The organism is Fictibacillus fluitans, from assembly GCF_030418125.1.
GTDB lineage: Bacteria > Bacillota > Bacilli > Bacillales > Fictibacillaceae > Fictibacillus_C > Fictibacillus_C fluitans.
The window spans coordinates 304,230-323,876 of sequence record NZ_JAUHTR010000001.1 but is presented as its reverse complement, the minus strand read 5'-3'; the positions used below and the strand labels follow the sequence as shown (position 1 = coordinate 323,876).

Sequence of the window (19,647 nt, the reverse complement as noted above, 5' to 3'; positions counted from 1 at the left end):
GAAACGTAATCCATTAAGATAAGAATAAAAACGCTTACAAGGGGAATGCATGTGTTAAAAAAAGTGGGAGTTATCTGTTTTTTGGCTTTTTTTGTGCTGAATGCAGGCTTAATGCTTTATTTTGGCAGGGAAACATTCCAGGTTACTTCAAACGCCCAGCAGCCTCCCCGCTCTACGTATCATTTTGTTTTGATTTCCGAAGAGGTGGACAATGAGTACTGGCGACTCGTAGAAAAAGGAGCCGAAGCTGCATCAAGAAAACATAATGTTCATCTGGATTATTGGGGGCCAAAGCAGGCGAACAACGAAGAACAGCTTACGTTTATTGACAAAGCGATCGCGAGTAAAGTGGATGGCATCATGACCCAGGGGGTTGCGAGTGACACATTCAGTTACCTCGTCAACAAATCCATTCAAAAAGGCATCCCCCTTATCACTGTCGATACCGATGCTCCCGACAGTGTCCGCCAGGCATATGTCGGTTCAGACAATTACCTTGCAGGAAAACTTGCGGGTGAGACGATGGTCAAGCAAACCACGGGACAGCAAAAAGTAGGAATCGTGACCGGACGGTTCGATGCCTCTAATCAGCAGCTTCGCGTGAAAGGGTTTAAAGACGCCGTATCACACGTTTCACGCATCCAGATTGCCGGAATAGGGGAATCCAATATTACAAAAAGCGGTGCGATCCAGGCAACGTATGAATTGCTGAAAAGCCATCGGAACATTACTGCCTTTTATGGCACAAGCGCTCTTGATGGACTTGGAATCAGCCAGGTCGCATCCCTGTATCAGCAAAAGAAAAGGCCGTTTATTGTGGCTTTCGACACCCTCCCCGAGACTTTAACCCTTCTAAATAAGCATAAGATTGATGCAACCGTCGCGCAGTATCCATTTGTCATGGGAGAGAGGGCAGTTGAAACCCTTTTCGCCTTGAAGAAAGGGACAAATCCAGGCCCTCTTCAATATACAAAAACCGATATTATAACAAATTTGAAGGGGGGGCATTGATGAAAACAATACGAAGCAAGCTTCTTTTGTATTTTTTTGCTTTTGTCGTCCTTTTTAATGTGGTTTCCATCTCTATTTTTTTCAGCAGCCGATCCTTCCTCCAGGAATATGATTCCAGTTTTCGGCAGTTTCTGCTGCTCAATCAGATCTCTCAAACATCCAATCAGCTTTATGAAAAAGCAAACCAGTTTGTGCTCAGCAGGAATCAGGGTGTACTGAATGAATTTCAGCAGCTGAGGGTGAAATTAAAAGGAAAAACGGGGCAGCTTCAAAACGAGAAAGGACTCGAAAATATTCAGGTGAAATCCTATATCCATATGATTGACACCTTAATCCAGGAATGCGAAATGTCAATCGGATTTGCGATCAGGGATGACATCGACCAGTATTCCCTGCATATTAAGGAAGCACGCAATACTTCTTCCTACCTTCAGGATACGACCATGTCCTTGATCGACTTGAAATTAACAGATTACCAATCCTTTTATGATGATTTGGAACGAAGAAACGGTTCCTTTCTGTGGTTTGCCTTATTTTTGTTCAATACTACCGTTTTACTGGCTGTGTTTTTTGCACTATGGTTTTCAAAAGGAATAAACAAGCCGGTTCAAATCCTGTCTAAAGCGGCTTCGGAAGTGTCAGCCGGAAAATTGGATGGGCATGTCATACATATTGATTCAAACGATGAACTTAAACTTTTGGGAGAAACATTTAACCTGATGAGAAAAAACATCCGTCAGTATATTTCAGAAATAGAAGAAAAGTCAGAGCTGGATTCCCTATTGAAAGAATTGGAGCTGAAACATCTGCAAAACCAGATCAATCCTCATTTTTTGTTTAATACCCTGAATACGATCTCCAGAACAGCCTATTTTGAGAATGCAGAAGAAACATCCAAGCTCATCCATGCGGTTTCCACACTTCTCCGGTACAGCTTGGGCAATATTAACCAATCGGTTCTTTTGCGTGAAGAAGTAAAGGTTGTAACAGAGTACTTTTATATTCAGAAAACCCGCTTTTCCGACCGTATCACTTTTACTGTCAACATCGAGGAAGAGTGCATGAAAATTATGGTGCCCCGTCTGATTCTTCAGCCCATCGTGGAAAATGCATTTATCCACGGTGTCGAGGGGATGGAGGAAGGCGGGAATATATCGCTGGCTATTTTTGCGGAGAGAGGAAGGGCCGTTGTCCGGATCAGTGATAATGGAGCAGGCATGCCTGAAGAACTTGTTGCCATGATTACCAACCATCAGGAAAAAAACAGTCAGCATGTCGGCCATTCAACGGGAATTGGCCTGCAGAACGTAATGAGAAGGATGGAGCTTTTTTATCAAGCTGATAATCTCGTAACGGTCTCTTCTGCAAAAGGTAAGGGCACAAGTGTCAAATTAATCTTTCCCATGGAGGAGGGTGCTTCACTTGAAAGCAATTATTGTGGATGATGAATCGATTGAAAGAAAGGCATTACGAAAAATCATTGAAAGCCGGTTCCCCGAGCTCGAGATTGCAGCGGAAGCGGCCAATGGCAAAATGGCGGTGGAGCTGGCAGAAAAGCACCAGCCGGAGCTCATGACGGTAGATATTAAAATGCCGGGTATGAACGGAATTGAAGCGATCAGGAAAATACACAAAAAACTGCCACAAACACAGTTTATCATGGTCACCGCCTATGAATCTTTTGATTATGCCAAGGAAGCCATGAAACTGGGAGTAAGAGAATACTTATTAAAGCCGAGCACCCAGGATGAAACAACAGCGGCCATCCACAGAGTATGCCGGTCCATTTCGGAGGAAAAGGAGCGGGAACTTCTGTTTAGCGAGTCCACTTCTGTTGTATTGGAAAATATTTTGCTGAAAATCCTGCAGCACGAGCTGCAGGATGAACCCAGTCAAATGCTGCAGCGCCTGTATCCCCGCATGGTGAATGCGTACATTACAGTGATGGAAGGAGAGGGCGATCTTCCCGCAGACCACATTAAAGGGCGGTTGAACGAACTTTCATCTTCTCCCTTCATCGCTGTTCCCCACGGAAACCAGCTGGTGGTCCTATTTATCAGCGAAAAGCATGATCCTTCGGATGATGCCCTTCTTCTTGCGAAAAGACTGTTGTCCGCCAGTTTTGAAAAATGGAGAATTGGCATCGGAGCGCCATATCCCCAGGTAAATAAAGTAAGAAGGTCCTATGAAGAAGCACTGTATACAGTTATGCATCTGAAAAGACAGGACAGCCTTCGTTATGCATTGTTCTCCGACGCTGATCCAGCGCGTGAAATTCCATTTGGCGACATTATTTCTGCCATTTTTCATAATCAGCCTTTCGAGGCCTCCGCCATGCTTGGCATGATTATCAATCAGGAAAGAACAGCAGATCTTTATATTGAGCTGAAAGAACAGCTTATTCATGAAAGCATAGATACTGCTCATCTTCAATTTCCACAGACCACACAGGCATGGGAGGAACTTATCCATGGACTGTGCCAGATGATACAGGATGTCCGGCGGGCAAAGGATCCGGTGGCGCTCGCCAGGAAATATATAGATGAGCATTCGCATGAACCCCTTTCACTGGAGCAGATTGCTGAAATGGTAGGCCTCAGCCCGACTTATTTTACCAAACTTTTTAAAGAGGAAACCAATGTGACCTTTATCGAATTTTTAACAGATGTCCGGCTGAATAAGGCGGTTACACTGTTAAACAAGAACCAGTACAGCCTGAAAGAGATTTGCTTCATGGTGGGGTATAAGGATCCTAATTATTTCAGCCGTGTGTTTAAAAAGCAGTTTTTGCTCTCACCGAAGCAGTATATCAGAGAGAAAGCGCTCAGCCAGTACAGAAAGGGATGGGCTGCACCTTAAAAAAGTGAAGATAAAGATAAAAAAGTACAGAAATTAGCTCCCCACATGAATGACTTTCATTTATATACTTTATTTGTAAGCGTTAACAAAACAAAGGGGGAGTACATGTGAAAAAGAAAGCCTTGTTATTTATCGCACTCGCGTTTACACTGCTTCTTTCCGCCTGCAGCCAATCGAGCTCAAGCGACGACACGAACAATAAGAAGAATTCTGGAAAACTGGAGATCTTCAGCTGGTGGACCGGAGCAGGTGAAGAGGACGGGCTGAAGGCACTCATTAAATTGTTCAAAGAAAAGAATCCAGACATTCCGGTTGAGAATGCGGCAGTCGCAGGTGGAGCCGGAACCAATGCAAAAGCTGTTCTGGCGAGCAGGATGCAGGGAAATGATCCGCCCGCCACGTTTCAGGTTCATGGTGGTGCAGAGCTGAACGACGGCTGGGTGGCAGCGGACAAAATGGAACCGCTGAATGACTTGTATGATAAAGAAAAATGGAATGACAAGTTTCCAAAACAATTGATCGATATGGTGTCTAAAGACGGAAAAATTTATTCGGTTCCCGTGGATATTCACCGCGGCAATGTGCTTTGGTACAACAAAAAAGTATTTGCGGATAATAATTTACAGGCACCAAAAACCCTTGATGAATTTTTTAAAGTGGCCGACAAGCTGAAAGCAAAGGGAATCACTCCTCTTGCCCTTGGAGATAAAGAACCATGGACGGCGACGATGATATTTGAAAACATTCTTCTTGGTACGCTCGGCAACGAAGATTACCAGAAGCTCTGGACCGGTGATTTGAAATTTGATGATCCCAAGGTTAAAAAAGCGGCTGAATCATTTAAAAAGATGCTCTCCTATGTGAATGATGACCACAGCTCAAGAAACTGGCAGGATGCTTCCCAGCTCGTTGCCAAGGGAGACGCGGCAATGAACATCATGGGTGACTGGGCGAAAGGTTACTTTGTCAACGATTTGAAGCTGAAAGTAAATGAAGATTTTGGCTGGGTGGCAACTCCCGGCTCCGAGGGACAATTTATGATTATTACCGATACATTCGGTCTTCCTAAGGGAGTAAAAAACACAAAAGACGTTAAACAATTTTTATCTTTGCTTGGTTCTGTAGAAGGACAGGATGCATTCAATCCGTTGAAAGGGTCCATTCCGGCAAGAACGGACGCCGATGAATCCAAGTATGATGAGTACGGAAAACAAACGATGAAAGAATTTAAAGAAGCCAAGCTCGCTCCAAGCCTCGCGCACGGTTCCGCAGCGCCGGAGGGCTTTGTAACGAAAGCGAACCAGGCAGTAAACATTTTTGTTACCCAGAAAAACGTGGGTCAGCTGATCGATTCCTTGAATCAGGCAAGCAGCGAATTGAAAAAGTAAAAGCTTGAAAAAGAGGAGGAGAACAATCTTCCTCTTTTCTCTTATCACCAATCAAAACTTAAGGAGGAACGGTTTTAATGGAACCCAAAGTTTTGCCTTCACTTCAATCCGGCTCTTCATTGGCCGTTTCAGCGAAGAAACGGAGAAAATGGAATGTTGATCACTGGCTCTCATTTGCTTTTATTCTGCCTTCTGTCATCGCTGTTGCGGTATTTGTGTACGGCTTTATTGCCTGGTCTGGCTATGTGTCCCTTTCCAATTGGAACTCGCTAGTGCCGGATTTATCGTTTGCCGGCCTGAAAAACTATCTGTTTTTGTTTAAGGATTTCCGCTTTCAGGCGGATTTGCGGAATACCCTCTTCTTCACATTGTTTTTTATTCTTGCTGTTTTGTTTATGGGGCTGATGCTTGCGGTCTTTCTCGATCAAAAAATACGGGGGGAAAGCCTGTTCCGGAACATTTTCTTTTTTCCAATGGCGTTATCGTTTGTCGTAACAGGCGTCATCTGGCAATGGCTGTTAAATCCGGCGACCGGAGTTAACCTGTTCCTGAAAAAAATCGGGCTTGATTCACTATGGTACACGTCAGTCACCGTAATCCCCGGCATTCAATGGAGCAAAATACAGTTTGGCGTCCCGGTGGCCGTTATTGCCGTGGTCATAGCTGCAGCCTGGCAGATGACAGGATTTTCAGTCGCCATGTACCTCGCAGGACTCCGTGCGATACCGGAGGAAATACGGGAAGCCGCCCGGATGGACGGTGCCGGCGAGTTTCAAATTTATCGTAAAATCATCTTTCCAATGGTTGCTCCGATTACCGTCAGCGTGGTTATCATTATGGCCCATATATCGCTTAAAATTTTTGATTTGATTTATGCGATGACAGGTCCGGGTGCCAACTTCGTCACCGATGTTCCGGGTGTTTACATGTTTGAGACAACCTTCCGGGGCAACTATTATGCCAACGGCGCAGCCATTTCCATCATCATGCTGCTGTCGGTTGCCATCTTTATCGTCCCGTACTTGATTTCGAGCAGAAAGGGGGAGTCCTGATGGCCATCCGGACCGTTTCAAGGACCGTATTGTATTTGCTGCTGATCGCGCTCAGCCTTTTTTACCTCATGCCGGTGTATGTCATGCTGATCACGAGCCTTAAGCCGTTGGATCAAATTTCGCTGAGTGAAATGTGGCAGCTTCCGCACAGTCTTGATTTAAGCAGCTATCAGCTGGCTTTTGAAAAGCTTGCACCAAATTTCATGAACAGCATCTATCTTGTAATTCCAGCCACCCTGCTTTCCGCATTGCTTGGCTCTTTGAATGGCTATGTTCTTTCCAAATGGAAATTCCGCGGGTCCGACTGGATTTTCACGGCGCTGCTGTTCGGGATGTTTATTCCATATCAGAGTATTTTGATTCCGCTTATCCAATTTTTAAGAGAAGCCGGGCTGTACAATACCATCCCGGGACTCATTTTTGTTCATGTCGTGTATGGCATTCCCATTACGACGCTGATGTTCAGAAATTTTTACGCCAGCATCCCTGAGGAAATGATTGAGTCTGCCAAAATTGATGGAGCCGGGATTTTCAAAATCTATCAGCATATCATTATTCCCTTATCCATCACGGGATTTGTGGTTGTGGGAATTTGGCAGTTCACCAACATCTGGAATGAGTTTTTATTTGCTGTAACCATTACAACATCTTCCCAGCAGCCGATCATGGTTGCGCTCCAAAATCTGTCAGGCAGCCAAATCGTGCAATGGAACGTCCAAATGGCAGGTGCTTTGCTTGCCGCACTGCCAACCTTGCTCGTTTACATCTTTTTAGGTAAATTTTTTGTAAAAGGGCTGCTGGCAGGATCCGTAAAAGGCTGAATAGCACAGTCATCTCATTCAAGAGATGGCTGTTTTTATATGTTATGATGAATTTATCGATCATTCAAAATAATCGGAAAACAAAAAGGGGAAAGAATATGAAACCGAATCTTACAGAGCAAAATTTGCATGAACGGTATAAAAAAGAAATTTTTGAGCTGTTTGAAAATGAACCTTATGCCAGGTTTTTGGGAATCAGGCTGACAGATTTGGGAGCGGGCACTGCAGAAGCGGAAATCGAAGTTAAAGGACATATGTTGAATTCTCACGGTACAGCACATGGTGCAGTGCTGTTTGCGTTGGCTGATTTTGTGTTTGCAGCAGCTTGTAATTCGTATGGCAAAACATCAGTGGGTTTATCGACCACCATGAATTATATGGAAGCCGGGAAAGCAGGATCGACAATAAAGGCAAAAGCTGTGGAAGAAAAGAAAAACAACCGTACAGCCTGGTACTACATACGGGTAGAAAGCGGGGGACAACTTTTGGCGGTTATGGAAGCGCTCGCTTACCGAAAAAATGACTATTTTGTCCCTGTCCAATCTTAAATCGTTTAGAATGAAATGGATTTAGGGAAGAGTCTCTGAGAAACGAAAACCTTTCTAGGGGGAAGATAATGAGCATCCAAAAAATTGATCAACAAAAGCTGGTAAATGAGTATGCAGCCGTGCGCTCCTTTACAGAAAAGGTGGTAAAGCCTTTAAACCCGGAGGATTTTATCATACAATCCATGGAAGATGCAAGCCCTCCTAAATGGCACCTGGCTCATACCACATGGTTCTTCGAGCGATTTTTATTGAAAGGGTATCTGGCAGACTACAATGAATTTAACATTCAATTCGACTATCTGTTTAATTCCTATTATGAAACAGCAGGACCGTTTCATCCGAGGATTGAGCGGGGGCTGATCACCCGTCCGTCTGTGGAAGAAGTGTTTGGTTACCGGAAGCATGTTGATCATTACATAAAAGAATTGCTTACTTCAGGCAGAATGGACGATCAGGGAGAAGAAATCAAAAGCCTAATTGAGATTGGATTAAATCATGAGCAGCAGCACCAGGAGCTCCTGCTTACCGATATAAAATATAATTTATCGAGAAACCCGCTTCTGCCTGCCTATCAAACAAGAGAAAAAAAGGAAACAGAACGTGAACCGGAACCTGTCACATACATAGAAATCGAGGGCGGACTTATAGAAACCGGAAACAATGGTGAGTCATTTTGCTTTGATAATGAAAAACCGGTCCATAAAGTGTGGCTGAATTCCTACCGGCTGGCTTCAAGGCCTGTAACCAATGCTGAGTATTGTGCATTCATTGACGATGGCGGGTACAGTAAGCCCCAGTACTGGCTTAGTGACGGATGGAGTACGGTTTGTAAAAATAAATGGGAAGCTCCCCTTTATTGGTTTAAGCGGAAAGAAGGCTGGTGTACCTTTACGCTTGCCGGAGAACAACGGTTACATCCAAATGAGCCGGTTTGCCATGTCAGTTTTTATGAAGCGGATGCTTTTGCAAGATGGTCTGGAAAACGCCTTCCCACCGAAGAAGAGTGGGAGTATGCCTGCTGTACCCAGAATATCGAAGGAAACCTGGCCGATACAGGAAGATTTCATCCGCAAACCGCACAGCGTACGGATGAACCATTTTTGCAGATCTTTGGCGATGTATGGGAATGGACGAAAAGCCCGTATGTATCCTATCCCGGAAACAAACCCTATGAAGGAACACTGGGAGAATACAACGCCAAATTCATGTGTAACCAAATGGTGCTTCGCGGTGGTTCCTGTGCAACGCCTTCCTCTCATATCAGGCCGACATACAGAAACTTTTTTCAGCCGGAAAAAAGGTGGCAATTCAGCGGATTTCGTTTAGCGGAGGACATTCCTCAATAAATTTCCTGTGGTCTTGTTTACTCCCCTTATTTTTTTTGGATAAATCAGGAAAATGGGTTTAATACCCTCAATGAAAGTGAAAAATTAAGAAATGATAGTCACCATGAAACGGGGGAGACCAAATGGAACGCGAATTCGATTGTATTATTGTTGGGGGAGGAATAGCCGGCCTGCAGGCGGGCATACAGCTTGGGAGATATAACCGCAAAACTGTTATTCTGGATGCCAATGAGGGAAGATCCAACCTTTGTAGGAATTACCGTAATATTTTAGGCTGGCCCGATGGCATCAGCGGTGAAGACCTCAGGCAAAAAGGGAGGATTCATGCAGAGCGTGTCGGTGTGCAGTTTTTAAACCAAAAAGCCATAAAAGCAGAAAATCAGAGCAATGGTTTTGCCATAACGACCGTTGCCAGAGAAACCCTTATAGGAAAAACCCTGTTGATTGCGACGGGGGTAATGGACCGCCTCCCCGAAATTAAAAACATAAAAACCTGCCTTGGAGCAACGATGTTTATTTGCCCTGATTGCGATGGCTATGAAGTGAAGGATAAAAAGGTGATTGTTCTCGGGTCCGGAGAAGCAGGTGCTAATATGGCATCCACCTTGCACTATTGGACTCCTTCTATTATATATATCAATCATGAACAAAAAAAGCTTGAGGATTCCACAGAGAATGAGCTTTCCAAACTGGGCATTGAACATGTCCAAAAAGGGATATCCGAGGTTCTTGTGAAAGACGAGGCCATTTTTGAGGGTGTGGTTTTAGAGGATGGAACGACGATCAAGGGTGAACGCGCATTCGCTGCTTTCGGAGGAAACCGTGTGCATACCGAACTTGCTGAGCAGCTTGGTGTACAACTGGAGAAGAAGCATATTATAGTAAATGCAAGGACAAAAGAAACCAATATTAAAAATATCTGGGCGGCCGGAGATGTTGCTGCCCATTCTGAACAGGTGACGATCGCTATGGGAGATGGGGTTCAAGCCTCAATCTGGATTCAGAAAGAATTGCGCAGGAGGGAACAATGAACGATTTTAATACACAGATCGAACGGTTAAACACCCATTCCGTGAAATGGGACCATACAAAAGAGATATTTGGGAAAGAAGATCTGCTGCCCATGTGGGTGGCAGATATGGACTTTAAAGCACCACAAGAAGTTATTGATGCCATGAAAGCACGCCTTGACCACGGGGTATTTGGCTATTCCAAAGCAACGGAAGAAACAAATGAGACGGTAAAGCATTGGCTGAATACTCGCCATAATTGGGAGATTGAAAGTGATTGGATTGTGTATACACCTGGTGTCGTACCTGCCATTTCAGCAGCCATTAATACATATACCGAACCGGGAGACGGGGTGCTGATTCAATCCCCGGTCTATTATCCGTTTGGGGATATGGTAAGAAAGAACGGCCGGAAGCTGTACAAGAACTCCCTGCTATATCATAACGGCAACTATGAAATGGATTTCAACGACTTGGAGAATCAGTTTAAGAACGATGATATAAAATTGATGCTTTTATGCAACCCGCATAATCCCGTGGGGCGGGTATGGCAGGCAGAAGAATTAGAAAAGCTTGCGGAACTATGCATTACCTATGATGTTCTTCTTTTTTCCGATGATATTCATTTTGATTTGATTTATAAAAGGTATAAGCATACTTTGATCTCTACTCTTTCAAATGAAATACAAAATCGGACCATTACCGGTATTGCGCCGAGCAAGACGTTCAACCTTGCGGGCCTGCAGTTCTCCACCATAATCATTCCAAATGAACGGCTGCGGAATCGATTTAACACCTATCTTGCGAAAATCGGCTTCTTTTCTCCGGGATCTATGGGAATAATTGCAGCAGAAGCCGCCTATCAGCATGGCGCAGAGTGGCTTGACGGTCTGATGGATTATTTGGATGAAAACCTTACTTATCTGAAACGTTTTATTTCTGAAAAGCTCCCCGAAATTAAAGTGATTGAACCAGAGGGAACCTATCTTGTATGGTTAGACTGTAAAAAGCTGGACATGGATCACAAAAAGCTGGAAGCCTTTATGCAGGATGAAGCGAAGATTGCGTTTGATGAAGGATATATTTTTGGAGAAGAAGGCGAAGGATTTGAACGAATTAACATCGCCTGTCCTTTGGCTACATTAAAAGAAGGAATGAACCGGCTGGAACGTGCAATTAGAAAATATAAGATGGAAAAGTCCTGATTCAAAAAATCAGGGCTTTTTTTATGCCATAAGGGTTGAAAAAAAACGTCATTGCTAGTAAAATGGCAAACTGTGTGAAAGATGAGGGTTTTAAAATGGATGAACAGAAGGGAGGGTCAGGATGCAAACCTTATTGGAACGACCAGAACAGGGAACCGGACGGGACAGTTTGGAATTTCAGGTGCTGCGCATGCAAAACGATATGAGGGAAATTGCGAAAAAGTGGGATGTTGTTGGTGTTGAACAAACGAAGGAAGAAAACTTAACCATCGTGTACAAGGATGAAAACAAACACCAGTGCAAGATCATGCTGAATGACTGCTCCACTTCTTTTCAGGGAATTTGGGATTTCTCAATTGATGCGGTATATAACAATGATGAGAGTATCTTTATTGGCGATATCAGAGGCCCTTCAAATAAGGGATATGGATCAATCTGTATACAGTATTTGAAAGACCTGGCAGTTGATCATAACATTCCCATTATTCGGGGAGATATTGCACCGAGGGATTGGGATCATGTGGACCGTCTTATTCATTTTTATGAAAAACATGATTTTGAAATTGAAGTAAACACCGAGACCAGGACGGGTTACATCGAGTGGAGAGCTTAAAGCTCTCCTTTTTTATTGGAGAAAAAATGCAAAAAAAAGAACGCCTTTTTAAATTAAAAGCGTCCTTTAATTTGGTTTAGCAAAAATGATCAGTGGATTTAGGAACCGACATTCCGAACAATGGCCTCAAATACAATGCTGTGTAGGTGCCAAGCATAGCCATGATTCCCCATACATACCCGTGAAGGCTGAAGGAGGCAATCCCGCTGAAATAAGCACCAATGTTACAGCCGAATGCGAGCCGTGCACCATAACCCATCAGTAAACCACCAATAATGGCGGCCATCGCACGCTTCATCGGAATTCTTTTCATTACAAAGAGTCCGCCCAATGTGGAAGCCAAAAGAGCACCAACAATCACTCCGAAGTTCATCACTGAGGTAGCATCTGTAAATACGGACTGATGAAGAGGAGCTGCTTTTTCTCCAGCCCAATAGCTCCATTGTGTCACATCAATTCCAAGGGCCATCGCTGCTTTTGAACCCCACAAAGTAAATCCTGAGGTGATTCCCCATGGAGATCCTTTTACATAAAGAGTTGCTGCATTCAAAACCGCAAGTACAACGGCTGCGGCCATAAGCGGCCAAGAACCCAAAAAGATTCGTTTCCAGCCGGAAGCTGTAGGAAGTGCTGCCAATTTCGGAGAACGTCTCCGCTTCTCAACGACAATGGTCAGCATAGTGATGGCACCAAGTATAATCATTTGCAGCACCCAGCCGCCAAAGAGCCCAAGGCCGCTGTCTTTAATAAGTGAAAATGCCTGAAAGGATGGTGTATCATTCATCCAAAATCCATAATGCCATGCGCCTAAAACAGAGCCTGCGATAAAAGCAAATAATGTTAAAAACATTTCTGATCGTCCGCCGCCGACTGCGTACAGTGTTCCTGAAGCACAGCCTCCGCCAAGCTGCATGCCAATACCAAATAGAAAAGCCCCTACAATGAGGCTTGTGCCGACTGGTGACACATTTCCAGCAGGCTGGCCGCCGAACAGCGTAGTATTTAAGGAAAATATGATAGCGAATAACGTGCTGGCTACAGCAAGCATCAGCATGTGTGCCCGGATCGCTTCACCATTGCCGACTGCCATAAACCTTCTGAAGGCAGATGTAAAACCAAACCTTGCATGAAAGAGCGTAAATCCAAGCAGAAGTCCCAGCCAAAGCAGAAGTCCCTGCTCCATTCCGCCGATCTTGATCGCAAATATACTAAGGATCACCGCAGCAACGATAGCAGCAATTACTATCTTTCGCTGTGGCAAGCCTAAACCATTCTTACTTTTATTTGGGACAGCCTCCGTTTTTTTCGGAAGAGCATTTGCTGTCATCCCCATCAAATCAACTCCTGAATATTTAATTTATACCATTAATTATTTTATACTAAAATCAATGAGATTTAAACCATATTGCTCAGGTCAGAATTGTATGTTTTAGAAGGGATAAACGTAGGAATTATATTGAAAAGAACGACTATTTGTGATATAATTTATGTATAAGTTTATTATTAAAATGTTATACAGACTTGCAGCGGGGAACAGCGCACAACATTCCGCGCTTTTTTCATACCCTTTTTACAAATTTGAAGGACTAGGAGGTGCATGATGAAAAATATACTTGGCTCCAGCATTAAACATATGCCAATACCGTATTTTGAGATTGACGAGCAATTGAATATTTTGTCCCGCTCTGATAAATCGTGTGAAACGTTCACCACCAAAGAAAACTTTTTGGATCTGGTGGATCTGGAAAGCAGGGAGAAAGCCATTTTCCTTCTTGTTTCCGAAAAACTGACACATGAAATAGAACTAGTCCTTCAAACGTTAAATTCGCCCTATTCCCTTTTCAGTTGTTCTATTAACTGGGACGACGGTGTCGGCCACCTGGTTTGTATTGAGCAGACAGGAAAACTTAAAGCATTGGAAAGCAAAGTGGAGCAGCAGTGCAAAAGGCTGGCTGAAACCGACTTCGAATTGCTGGAACAAAAAGAGCAGCTTGAACAATCATTAAAACGTGTATTGGAACTGTCGGCTAACTTTATCCGCTTATCGGAGCATGCTGGTTTAGTGCCGCTTACTGGTGAACTGTCACCACAGCTTATCCAGGAAAACCATTTATCGCTGACAAACGCGGCTCATAAAGGTGAATTCAGCATAGTGTTCTTCGATTTCAGCAATTTAGGCAAACTCACAACCGATGGACTGACATCACTTAAAGAACTCATTCACAGTCTGAACCTGGTCGGAGTCGTCTGCTATGTTATAGGGTTAAAGCCGAGCCATGCTTCCTATTTAAAAAACAAAGACATATATGATAAAACGTATTTTCTGAGAAATCTGGATGAGTTTATACAGATTGATTTGGAATATAATCCGCAACAAAAAGATAATATAATTCTTCATTAATTATTAAAAAAAAGCAGTTTATTACGCAGGGAGGTTTTTCTGATGAGTATTCCTATTTTAAAAGTCAATCAATCATTGCTTATATCCATACAAGAGGAATTGGATGACCAATCAGCTCTTGGTTTGCAGGAGGATTTGCTTAACAAAATTCAGGCAACAAACGCTACCGGGGTAGTGGTTGATTTATCGCTTGTGGATTTGGTAGATTCCTTTATAGCCAAAGTAATTGGGGACATGGTGAGAATGTCCGATTTAATGGGGGCGAAGGTGGTACTGACAGGTGTTCAGCCTTCTGTCGCCATTACTTTGAATGAAATGGGAATCTCGATGAAAAACATTTCCACTGCTGTGGACTTTGCAAAAGGTCTTGAAGCGTTAAATTCGGAAAACGGCCGTTTTCCAAACTGAATGACACAGGCGATCAGCAGGTATGCCCTATAAGGGCTGCCTGCTTTTTTAATGCACATTTATACGTTTAAAGATAAAAGGTTAGGGAATGAGTTTGAGAGAGGATTAAATTAATGAAAAGCGGTGAAGTATATGTCAATCAGAGTAACAGTGAATGGTGTAGAAACAGAAGCATCAGAAAAATCATCCGTACTTCAGCATTTGACAGCAAGTGATCTTGAAGTTCCCCATGTTTGCTATCATCCCAGCCTGGGAGCTATTGAAACGTGTGACACGTGTATAGTCAGTGTCAATGGCGATCTTGTCCGGTCTTGTTCTACAGGCCTGAAAGATGGAGACGTTGTTGAAACGGCTTCCGAAGAGGTAAGAAAAGCTCAAGTAATCGGTATGGACCGGATATTACATAACCATGAATTATATTGCACCGTCTGTGATTATAATAACGGAAATTGCGAAGTGCACAATACTGTCAAGGAAATGAAAGTCAATCACCAGAGCATTCCTTTTGAACCTAAGAAACCATATGAAGCCGACAGATCTCATCCGTATTACCGGTACGATCCGGATCAATGCATCCTGTGTGGACGCTGTGTGGAGGCATGCCAGGATGTTCAGGTTACCGAAACGCTGACAATTGACTGGGACCGAGAACGCCCGCGGGTAATATGGGATAATGACGTACCTATTAACGAGTCCTCCTGCGTATCTTGCGGACATTGTTCAACTGTATGTCCTTGTAATGCCATGATGGAAAAAGGCATGGAAGGTGAAGCGGGGTATATGACCGGAATTGAAAGGGATACGCTTCGTCCCATGATTGAAATTACAAAAGCCGTTGAAACTGGGTACGGTTCCATCCTGGCGATCTCCGACATGGAGTCAGCCATGCGGGATGAACGGATTGATAAAACAAAAACCGTCTGCACATACTGCGGGGTAGGCTGCAGCTTTGAAGTCTGGACGAAGGGCCGTGAAATTCTTAAAGTGGAACCACATGCCGAAGCCCCTGCGAATGGTATTTCCACATGTGTAAAAGGCAAATTCGGCTGGGAATTTGTTAACAGTGAAGAACGACTTACAAAGCCGCTGATTCGCGAAGGAAATGCCTTCAGGGAGGCCGAATGGGATGAAGCTCTTTCGCTGATTGCCCGCAAATTTGGTGAAATTAAAAACAATTATGGTCCTGACGCATTCGGATTTATCAGCTCATCCAAATGTACCAACGAGGAAGCCTATTTAATGCAGAAGCTCGGCAGAGGTATAATTGGTACTAACAATATTGACAACTGTTCAAGATACTGTCAGACCCCGGCTACGCTTGGCCTTTTTAGAACGGTAGGCCATGGAGGAGATTCCGGCGGCATCAAGGATATTCAAAACTCGGATTTGGTCATTGGGGTCGGTACAAATACAGCGGAATCACATCCGGTACTTGCTACAAGAATCAAGCGTGCACAAAAACTTAGAGGGCAGAAGCTGATCGTGGCGGATTTGCGCAAGCATGAAATGGCACAGAGAGCAGATCTTTTTGTTCGGCCAGCACCAGGGTCCGATCTCGTCTGGATTTCGGCTGTTGCTAAATATATTATCGATCAGGGCTGGGCAGATGAAGAGTTTATTCAGAACCGGGTGAATGGCTTCGGCAATTACGTAGAAAGCCTCGCTCCGTTTACTTTGGAATTCGCCGAACAGGAAACGGGTCTTTCCAAAGAAGAGCTTATTCGCATCGCGGAAATGATTCATGAAGCGAAAACCGTTTGTGTCCTGTGGGCCATGGGTGTCACTCAGCATAGCGGGGGAAGTGATACAAGCACGGCCATTTCAAATCTGATGCTGATTACTGGAAATTACGGAAAACCCGGAGCAGGTACCTATCCGCTTCGCGGACATAATAATGTGCAGGGGGCAAGTGATTTTGGCAGCATGCCAAACAGGCTTCCGGGATACCAGCACATTGAAGAAGAACGTGTACGTAAAAATTTCGAACAAGGATGGGGAGTGAAAATTCCGGAGAAACCGGGCTTGAACAATCATGAAATGGTAGAAGGCATGCACTCCGGTACTCTCAAGGCTATGTACTTGAAAGGTGAAGATATGGGAATTGTTGACTCCAACATTAACCATGTCCATGCCGGATTTGAAAAACTGGACTTTTTCGTTGTTCAGGATATCTTCCTGTCAAGAACGGCAGAATTTGCTGATGTTGTACTTCCTGCAAGCCCAAGTCTTGAAAAAGAAGGAACTTTCACAAACACCGAACGGCGAATTCAACGTCTTTATCAGGTACTCGAGCCACTTGGGGACTCTAAGCCGGATTGGCAGATTATCCAGGATGTTGCTAATTCTGTCGGCGCCAACTGGGACTATCAGCATCCAAGCGAAATCATGGAAGAAGCTGCTCAGCTAACACCGTTATTTGCCGGCGTGACGTATGAGCGCCTTGAGGGCTTTAAAAGTCTTCAGTGGCCAGTTGCTGAAGATGGAACAGACACGCCAAACTTATTCATGGAAGATTTCCCGTTTCCTGATGGAAAAGCCATCGTGTTTCCGCTTCAGTGGACCAAGCCTGTACATTTTGGAGAAGAATATGACATTCATGTAAATAATGGACGTTTGCTTGAACATTTCCATGAAGGAAACTTAACCTATAAAGCAAAAGGAATCACGTCAAAAACGCCGAGTGTTTTCCTTGAGGTATCTCCTGAGCTCGCATCTGAAAGAGGATTGAAAAATGGATCTCTTGTCCGTCTGACTTCACCGTATGGCAATGTAAAAGTGAAATGCCATATTACTGACCGTGTACAAGGGAAGGAAGTCTATCTGCCGATGAATGATAACGGGGATGCAGCAATCAACTTGCTGACAAGCAGTTATGCAGACAAAGATACGGATACGCCGGCCTATAAGGAAACCATGGCCAAAATGGAAATCTTGCAGTATGAGGGCGTTGATCCATTGCCAAGTAACAATCACAGAAACGGTAATCCACAGCCGCAAATTGGCGTTAATGTTCAGAAGAAGTGGGCAAGAAAAGATTATATATTCCCTGGAGATCTCGTGAAAAAGGAGATGAAATAAGATGGCCAAAGCGACAAAAACCATCTATCGGCAGGAGTTCACTGAAGAAGAATTGCGCAATAAGGATTTAAGGGAAGTAGAGGATGCCCTCATTCAAAATAAAGATGCTCTGCTCGAATCGCTAAGTGTTTTGAATCACATGCATGAACGGGGGGTTCTTCCTCTTTTAAACGGACTCTTCGGCCAGGGTGACAAAGTGCTGAATATACTGGTCAAAACGGCGGATACTCCAGAGACATCAAATACACTTAAAAATCTCCTGTTATTGACAGGGGTGCTGGGAACGCTGAATGTTAAACAAATAGAACCGCTGCTTCTCAAGGTGAATGCCGGAGTCGCCAGGGTGGCAGAGATGAACGATACGGAAGAGAAGACAAGTTATTTCAGCCTGGTTCGTGCGCTGAAGGATCCTGAGATCAATCGGGCGATTACTCTATTGATGTCCTTTTTAAAGGGAATGGGCGAAGAAACCGAGGCAAAAGAACGACAAACAGAAGAATTTAGTGTTCAAAGAAGTGATACAGGGAAAAACCTGGGTTAAACCTTTGGCTAATGAAATAAGAAGAAAGCTCTCCATAATAATGGAGAGTTTTTTTGTTTTTCCTTCGCCATTTTTCGACAAAATGAGAAGGGAAATGGTGCATACTACCTATCTTTTAATAATGGACAATCAGAATCAGAGATTTTTTTGTTGATTTTAAGAGAACAAAAGAGAAAAGTAAATGTGTTAGTTATGTTTGCTAATTTTAGGAGGTGGTAATATAAAGATACGCTCAAAAAATAAGGGTAAAATTATAGATGATTCATAGGAAAGTCAGGAAAATAAAAGGAGGAACTGACATGAAGTACAAAGTAAAAGACTGGCTTCGGCTCACTCCCCGTGAGAGGTATCTGCTTTTGTACGCTGTTGCTTTGCTTCAAAAAGAACAAAGAGCTGCTTCCTGATTCCACATAATAAAAAGCCTTGAAAAAGCATGGTGCCCGGTGCTTTTTCAAGGCTTTTTTATTGATATTGCTCAAGTTTTGAGAAGAAATCAATAACAAAATCATAGAATACATTTTCAGCCGGCGCCAGTTCCCGCCTTTTCGGCTTAATTAGTCCTACCGTGCGCTGCACAATGGGGAATTCGATCGGCTTTTTGACGGTGTACCGGGGAGTTGTTTCATAAAATGAACTATCGGGTAAAAGAGTAACACCTATTCCGGCGGTTACTAAGCCTTTGATTGCATCCATGTCTTCACCTTCGGAAGATATTTTCGGAGTGAAGCCCGCCTCTTTGCAGGCATTAACAACCACCTCTTGCAGCACATATCCTTTCGGAAATAGGACAAATGAATCGTTTCTTAAATCACTGAGCATTAGGCTCCTTTTATCAGCAAGAGGGTGATCAGCCTGCAAAAGGGCTGAAATTCTTTCCGTGAACAGGATATGCCCTTCCACATCGGTTTGATTAGCTGGAACCGGACCCAAAAAAGCCAGGTCAATGTCTCCCTTTTTTACAGCGTCTATTAAAAAATGGTATGATCCTTGCCTCAAATGAAACGCAATGTTTGGATGTTCTTCTTTAAATGCCGAAATAATCGTCGGGAGCAAGTGGCTTGCCAAACTGGTGGGGAATCCAATTTTTATGGTGCCGCGTTCAGGATCCAAATATTCATCAATCTGCTTTTTTGCATAGTCGATGGCCTTAAGCGCAGTTGCAGCGTGAGTTAAAAAAAGTTTTCCAACAGGGGTTAATTTAACATTCCTTCCTTCTCTCTCAAACAATTCTACATTTAATTCTGCCTCGAGGTTGGCAATCTGCCTGCTGACGGCAGACTGTGCAACATGTAAATGCTGTGCAGCCTCAGATACATGTTCACGTTCTGCCACCTCTATAAAATACTGCAATTGGCGCAGCTCCATT

General features: G+C 43.8%; 17 protein-coding genes. 15 read left to right on the top strand and 2 right to left on the bottom strand.

Translation table 11 applies throughout. The features are described 5' to 3' along the window. The first annotated feature begins 51 nt into the window (after positions 1-51). From QYB97_RS01490 to QYB97_RS01440, 11 genes are all read left to right on the top strand, one after another. Positions 52-1,011 (top strand): sugar-binding protein, encoded by a 960-nt coding sequence (locus QYB97_RS01490; protein WP_425589748.1) that lies wholly within the window; start codon positions 52-54, stop codon positions 1,009-1,011. After that, positions 1,011-2,456 (top strand): sensor histidine kinase, encoded by a 1,446-nt coding sequence (locus tag QYB97_RS01485; protein WP_301164187.1) that lies wholly within the window; start codon positions 1,011-1,013, stop codon positions 2,454-2,456. The genes QYB97_RS01490 and QYB97_RS01485 overlap by 1 nt, the downstream gene beginning before the upstream one ends. Next, entirely contained in the window at positions 2,434-3,870 is a 1,437-nt protein-coding gene (locus QYB97_RS01480; protein ID WP_301164186.1) for a response regulator, read from the top strand. Before QYB97_RS01485 ends, QYB97_RS01480 begins: the two co-directional genes overlap by 23 nt. A gap of 107 nt (positions 3,871-3,977) precedes the next feature. Beyond that, entirely contained in the window at positions 3,978-5,258 is a 1,281-nt protein-coding gene (locus tag QYB97_RS01475; protein ID WP_301164185.1) for an ABC transporter substrate-binding protein, read from the top strand. Between the two features lie 77 nt (positions 5,259-5,335). Continuing rightward, complete coding sequence (locus tag QYB97_RS01470; protein ID WP_301164184.1) at positions 5,336-6,310, top strand: carbohydrate ABC transporter permease; 975 nt, start codon at positions 5,336-5,338, stop codon at positions 6,308-6,310. Then, on the top strand, positions 6,310-7,131 hold the full coding sequence (locus tag QYB97_RS01465) for a carbohydrate ABC transporter permease (RefSeq protein WP_301164183.1): 822 nt from the start codon (positions 6,310-6,312) through the stop codon (positions 7,129-7,131). The genes QYB97_RS01470 and QYB97_RS01465 overlap by 1 nt, the downstream gene beginning before the upstream one ends. A 98-nt stretch (positions 7,132-7,229) precedes the next feature. Further along, positions 7,230-7,679: a hotdog fold thioesterase gene (locus QYB97_RS01460; RefSeq protein WP_301164182.1), complete on the top strand. Its 450-nt coding sequence runs from the start codon at positions 7,230-7,232 to the stop codon at positions 7,677-7,679. Between the two features lie 68 nt (positions 7,680-7,747). Continuing rightward, a complete protein-coding gene (egtB, locus tag QYB97_RS01455; protein ID WP_301164181.1) occupies positions 7,748-9,025 on the top strand; it encodes an ergothioneine biosynthesis protein EgtB in 1,278 nt (425 codons plus the stop codon). A gap of 122 nt (positions 9,026-9,147) precedes the next feature. Further along, complete coding sequence (locus QYB97_RS01450) at positions 9,148-10,056, top strand: NAD(P)/FAD-dependent oxidoreductase (protein WP_301164180.1); 909 nt, start codon at positions 9,148-9,150, stop codon at positions 10,054-10,056. Beyond that, positions 10,053-11,240 carry a MalY/PatB family protein gene (locus QYB97_RS01445; protein ID WP_301164179.1) on the top strand — a complete coding sequence of 396 codons (1,188 nt, stop codon included), beginning with the start codon at positions 10,053-10,055 and terminating at the stop codon, positions 11,238-11,240. Before QYB97_RS01450 ends, QYB97_RS01445 begins: the two co-directional genes overlap by 4 nt. A 121-nt stretch (positions 11,241-11,361) precedes the next feature. Beyond that, complete coding sequence (locus QYB97_RS01440) at positions 11,362-11,853, top strand: hypothetical protein (protein WP_301164178.1); 492 nt, start codon at positions 11,362-11,364, stop codon at positions 11,851-11,853. Between the two features lie 76 nt (positions 11,854-11,929). Here the strand turns inward: QYB97_RS01440 and QYB97_RS01435 are convergent, their stop codons facing one another. Continuing rightward, positions 11,930-13,180, bottom strand: a complete 1,251-nt coding sequence (locus QYB97_RS01435; protein WP_425589762.1) for a YeeE/YedE family protein — start codon at positions 13,178-13,180, stop codon at positions 11,930-11,932. Positions 13,181-13,450: 270 nt separating this feature from the next. On the opposite strand from QYB97_RS01435, the gene QYB97_RS01430 reads away from it, so the two are divergent. The 4 genes from QYB97_RS01430 to QYB97_RS01415 all read left to right on the top strand — a co-directional run bounded on the left by QYB97_RS01430 (position 13,451) and on the right by QYB97_RS01415 (position 18,281). Next, a complete protein-coding gene (locus QYB97_RS01430; protein ID WP_301164176.1) occupies positions 13,451-14,254 on the top strand; it encodes an STAS domain-containing protein in 804 nt (267 codons plus the stop codon). Positions 14,255-14,296: 42 nt separating this feature from the next. Beyond that, complete coding sequence (locus QYB97_RS01425; protein WP_301164175.1) at positions 14,297-14,662, top strand: STAS domain-containing protein; 366 nt, start codon at positions 14,297-14,299, stop codon at positions 14,660-14,662. Positions 14,663-14,794: 132 nt separating this feature from the next. Next, positions 14,795-17,740, top strand: a complete 2,946-nt coding sequence (gene fdhF / locus QYB97_RS01420) for a formate dehydrogenase subunit alpha (RefSeq protein WP_301164174.1) — start codon at positions 14,795-14,797, stop codon at positions 17,738-17,740. A 1-nt stretch (position 17,741) separates the two neighbouring features. Beyond that, entirely contained in the window at positions 17,742-18,281 is a 540-nt protein-coding gene (locus tag QYB97_RS01415) for a helical membrane plugin domain-containing protein (protein ID WP_301164173.1), read from the top strand. A 462-nt stretch (positions 18,282-18,743) separates the two neighbouring features. Here the strand turns inward: QYB97_RS01415 and gltC are convergent, their stop codons facing one another. Beyond that, positions 18,744-19,646, bottom strand: a complete 903-nt coding sequence (gene gltC, locus QYB97_RS01410; RefSeq protein ID WP_301164172.1) for a glutamate biosynthesis transcriptional regulator GltC — start codon at positions 19,644-19,646, stop codon at positions 18,744-18,746. Between the last annotated feature and the right edge of the window lies 1 nt (position 19,647).

What these genes read in the sequence shown, in the direction of transcription:
- QYB97_RS01465 (WP_301164183.1), top strand. Translation starts at nt 6,310, where the DNA reads ATGGCCATCCGGACCGTTTCAAGGACCGTATTGTATTTGCTGCTGATC.
- QYB97_RS01470 (WP_301164184.1), top strand. Translation starts at nt 5,336, where the DNA reads ATGGAACCCAAAGTTTTGCCTTCACTTCAATCCGGCTCTTCATTGGCC.
- QYB97_RS01430 (WP_301164176.1), top strand. Translation starts at nt 13,451, where the DNA reads ATGATGAAAAATATACTTGGCTCCAGCATTAAACATATGCCAATACCG.
- QYB97_RS01435 (WP_425589762.1), bottom strand. Translation starts at nt 13,180, where the DNA reads ATGACAGCAAATGCTCTTCCGAAAAAAACGGAGGCTGTCCCAAATAAA.
- QYB97_RS01450 (WP_301164180.1), top strand. Translation starts at nt 9,148, where the DNA reads ATGGAACGCGAATTCGATTGTATTATTGTTGGGGGAGGAATAGCCGGC.
- QYB97_RS01445 (WP_301164179.1), top strand. Translation starts at nt 10,053, where the DNA reads ATGAACGATTTTAATACACAGATCGAACGGTTAAACACCCATTCCGTG.
- QYB97_RS01425 (WP_301164175.1), top strand. Translation starts at nt 14,297, where the DNA reads ATGAGTATTCCTATTTTAAAAGTCAATCAATCATTGCTTATATCCATA.
- QYB97_RS01485 (WP_301164187.1), top strand. Translation starts at nt 1,011, where the DNA reads ATGAAAACAATACGAAGCAAGCTTCTTTTGTATTTTTTTGCTTTTGTC.
- QYB97_RS01460 (WP_301164182.1), top strand. Translation starts at nt 7,230, where the DNA reads ATGAAACCGAATCTTACAGAGCAAAATTTGCATGAACGGTATAAAAAA.
- QYB97_RS01440 (WP_301164178.1), top strand. Translation starts at nt 11,362, where the DNA reads ATGCAAACCTTATTGGAACGACCAGAACAGGGAACCGGACGGGACAGT.
- fdhF (WP_301164174.1), top strand. Translation starts at nt 14,795, where the DNA reads ATGTCAATCAGAGTAACAGTGAATGGTGTAGAAACAGAAGCATCAGAA.
- QYB97_RS01415 (WP_301164173.1), top strand. Translation starts at nt 17,742, where the DNA reads ATGGCCAAAGCGACAAAAACCATCTATCGGCAGGAGTTCACTGAAGAA.
- egtB (WP_301164181.1), top strand. Translation starts at nt 7,748, where the DNA reads ATGAGCATCCAAAAAATTGATCAACAAAAGCTGGTAAATGAGTATGCA.
- gltC (WP_301164172.1), bottom strand. Translation starts at nt 19,646, where the DNA reads ATGGAGCTGCGCCAATTGCAGTATTTTATAGAGGTGGCAGAACGTGAA.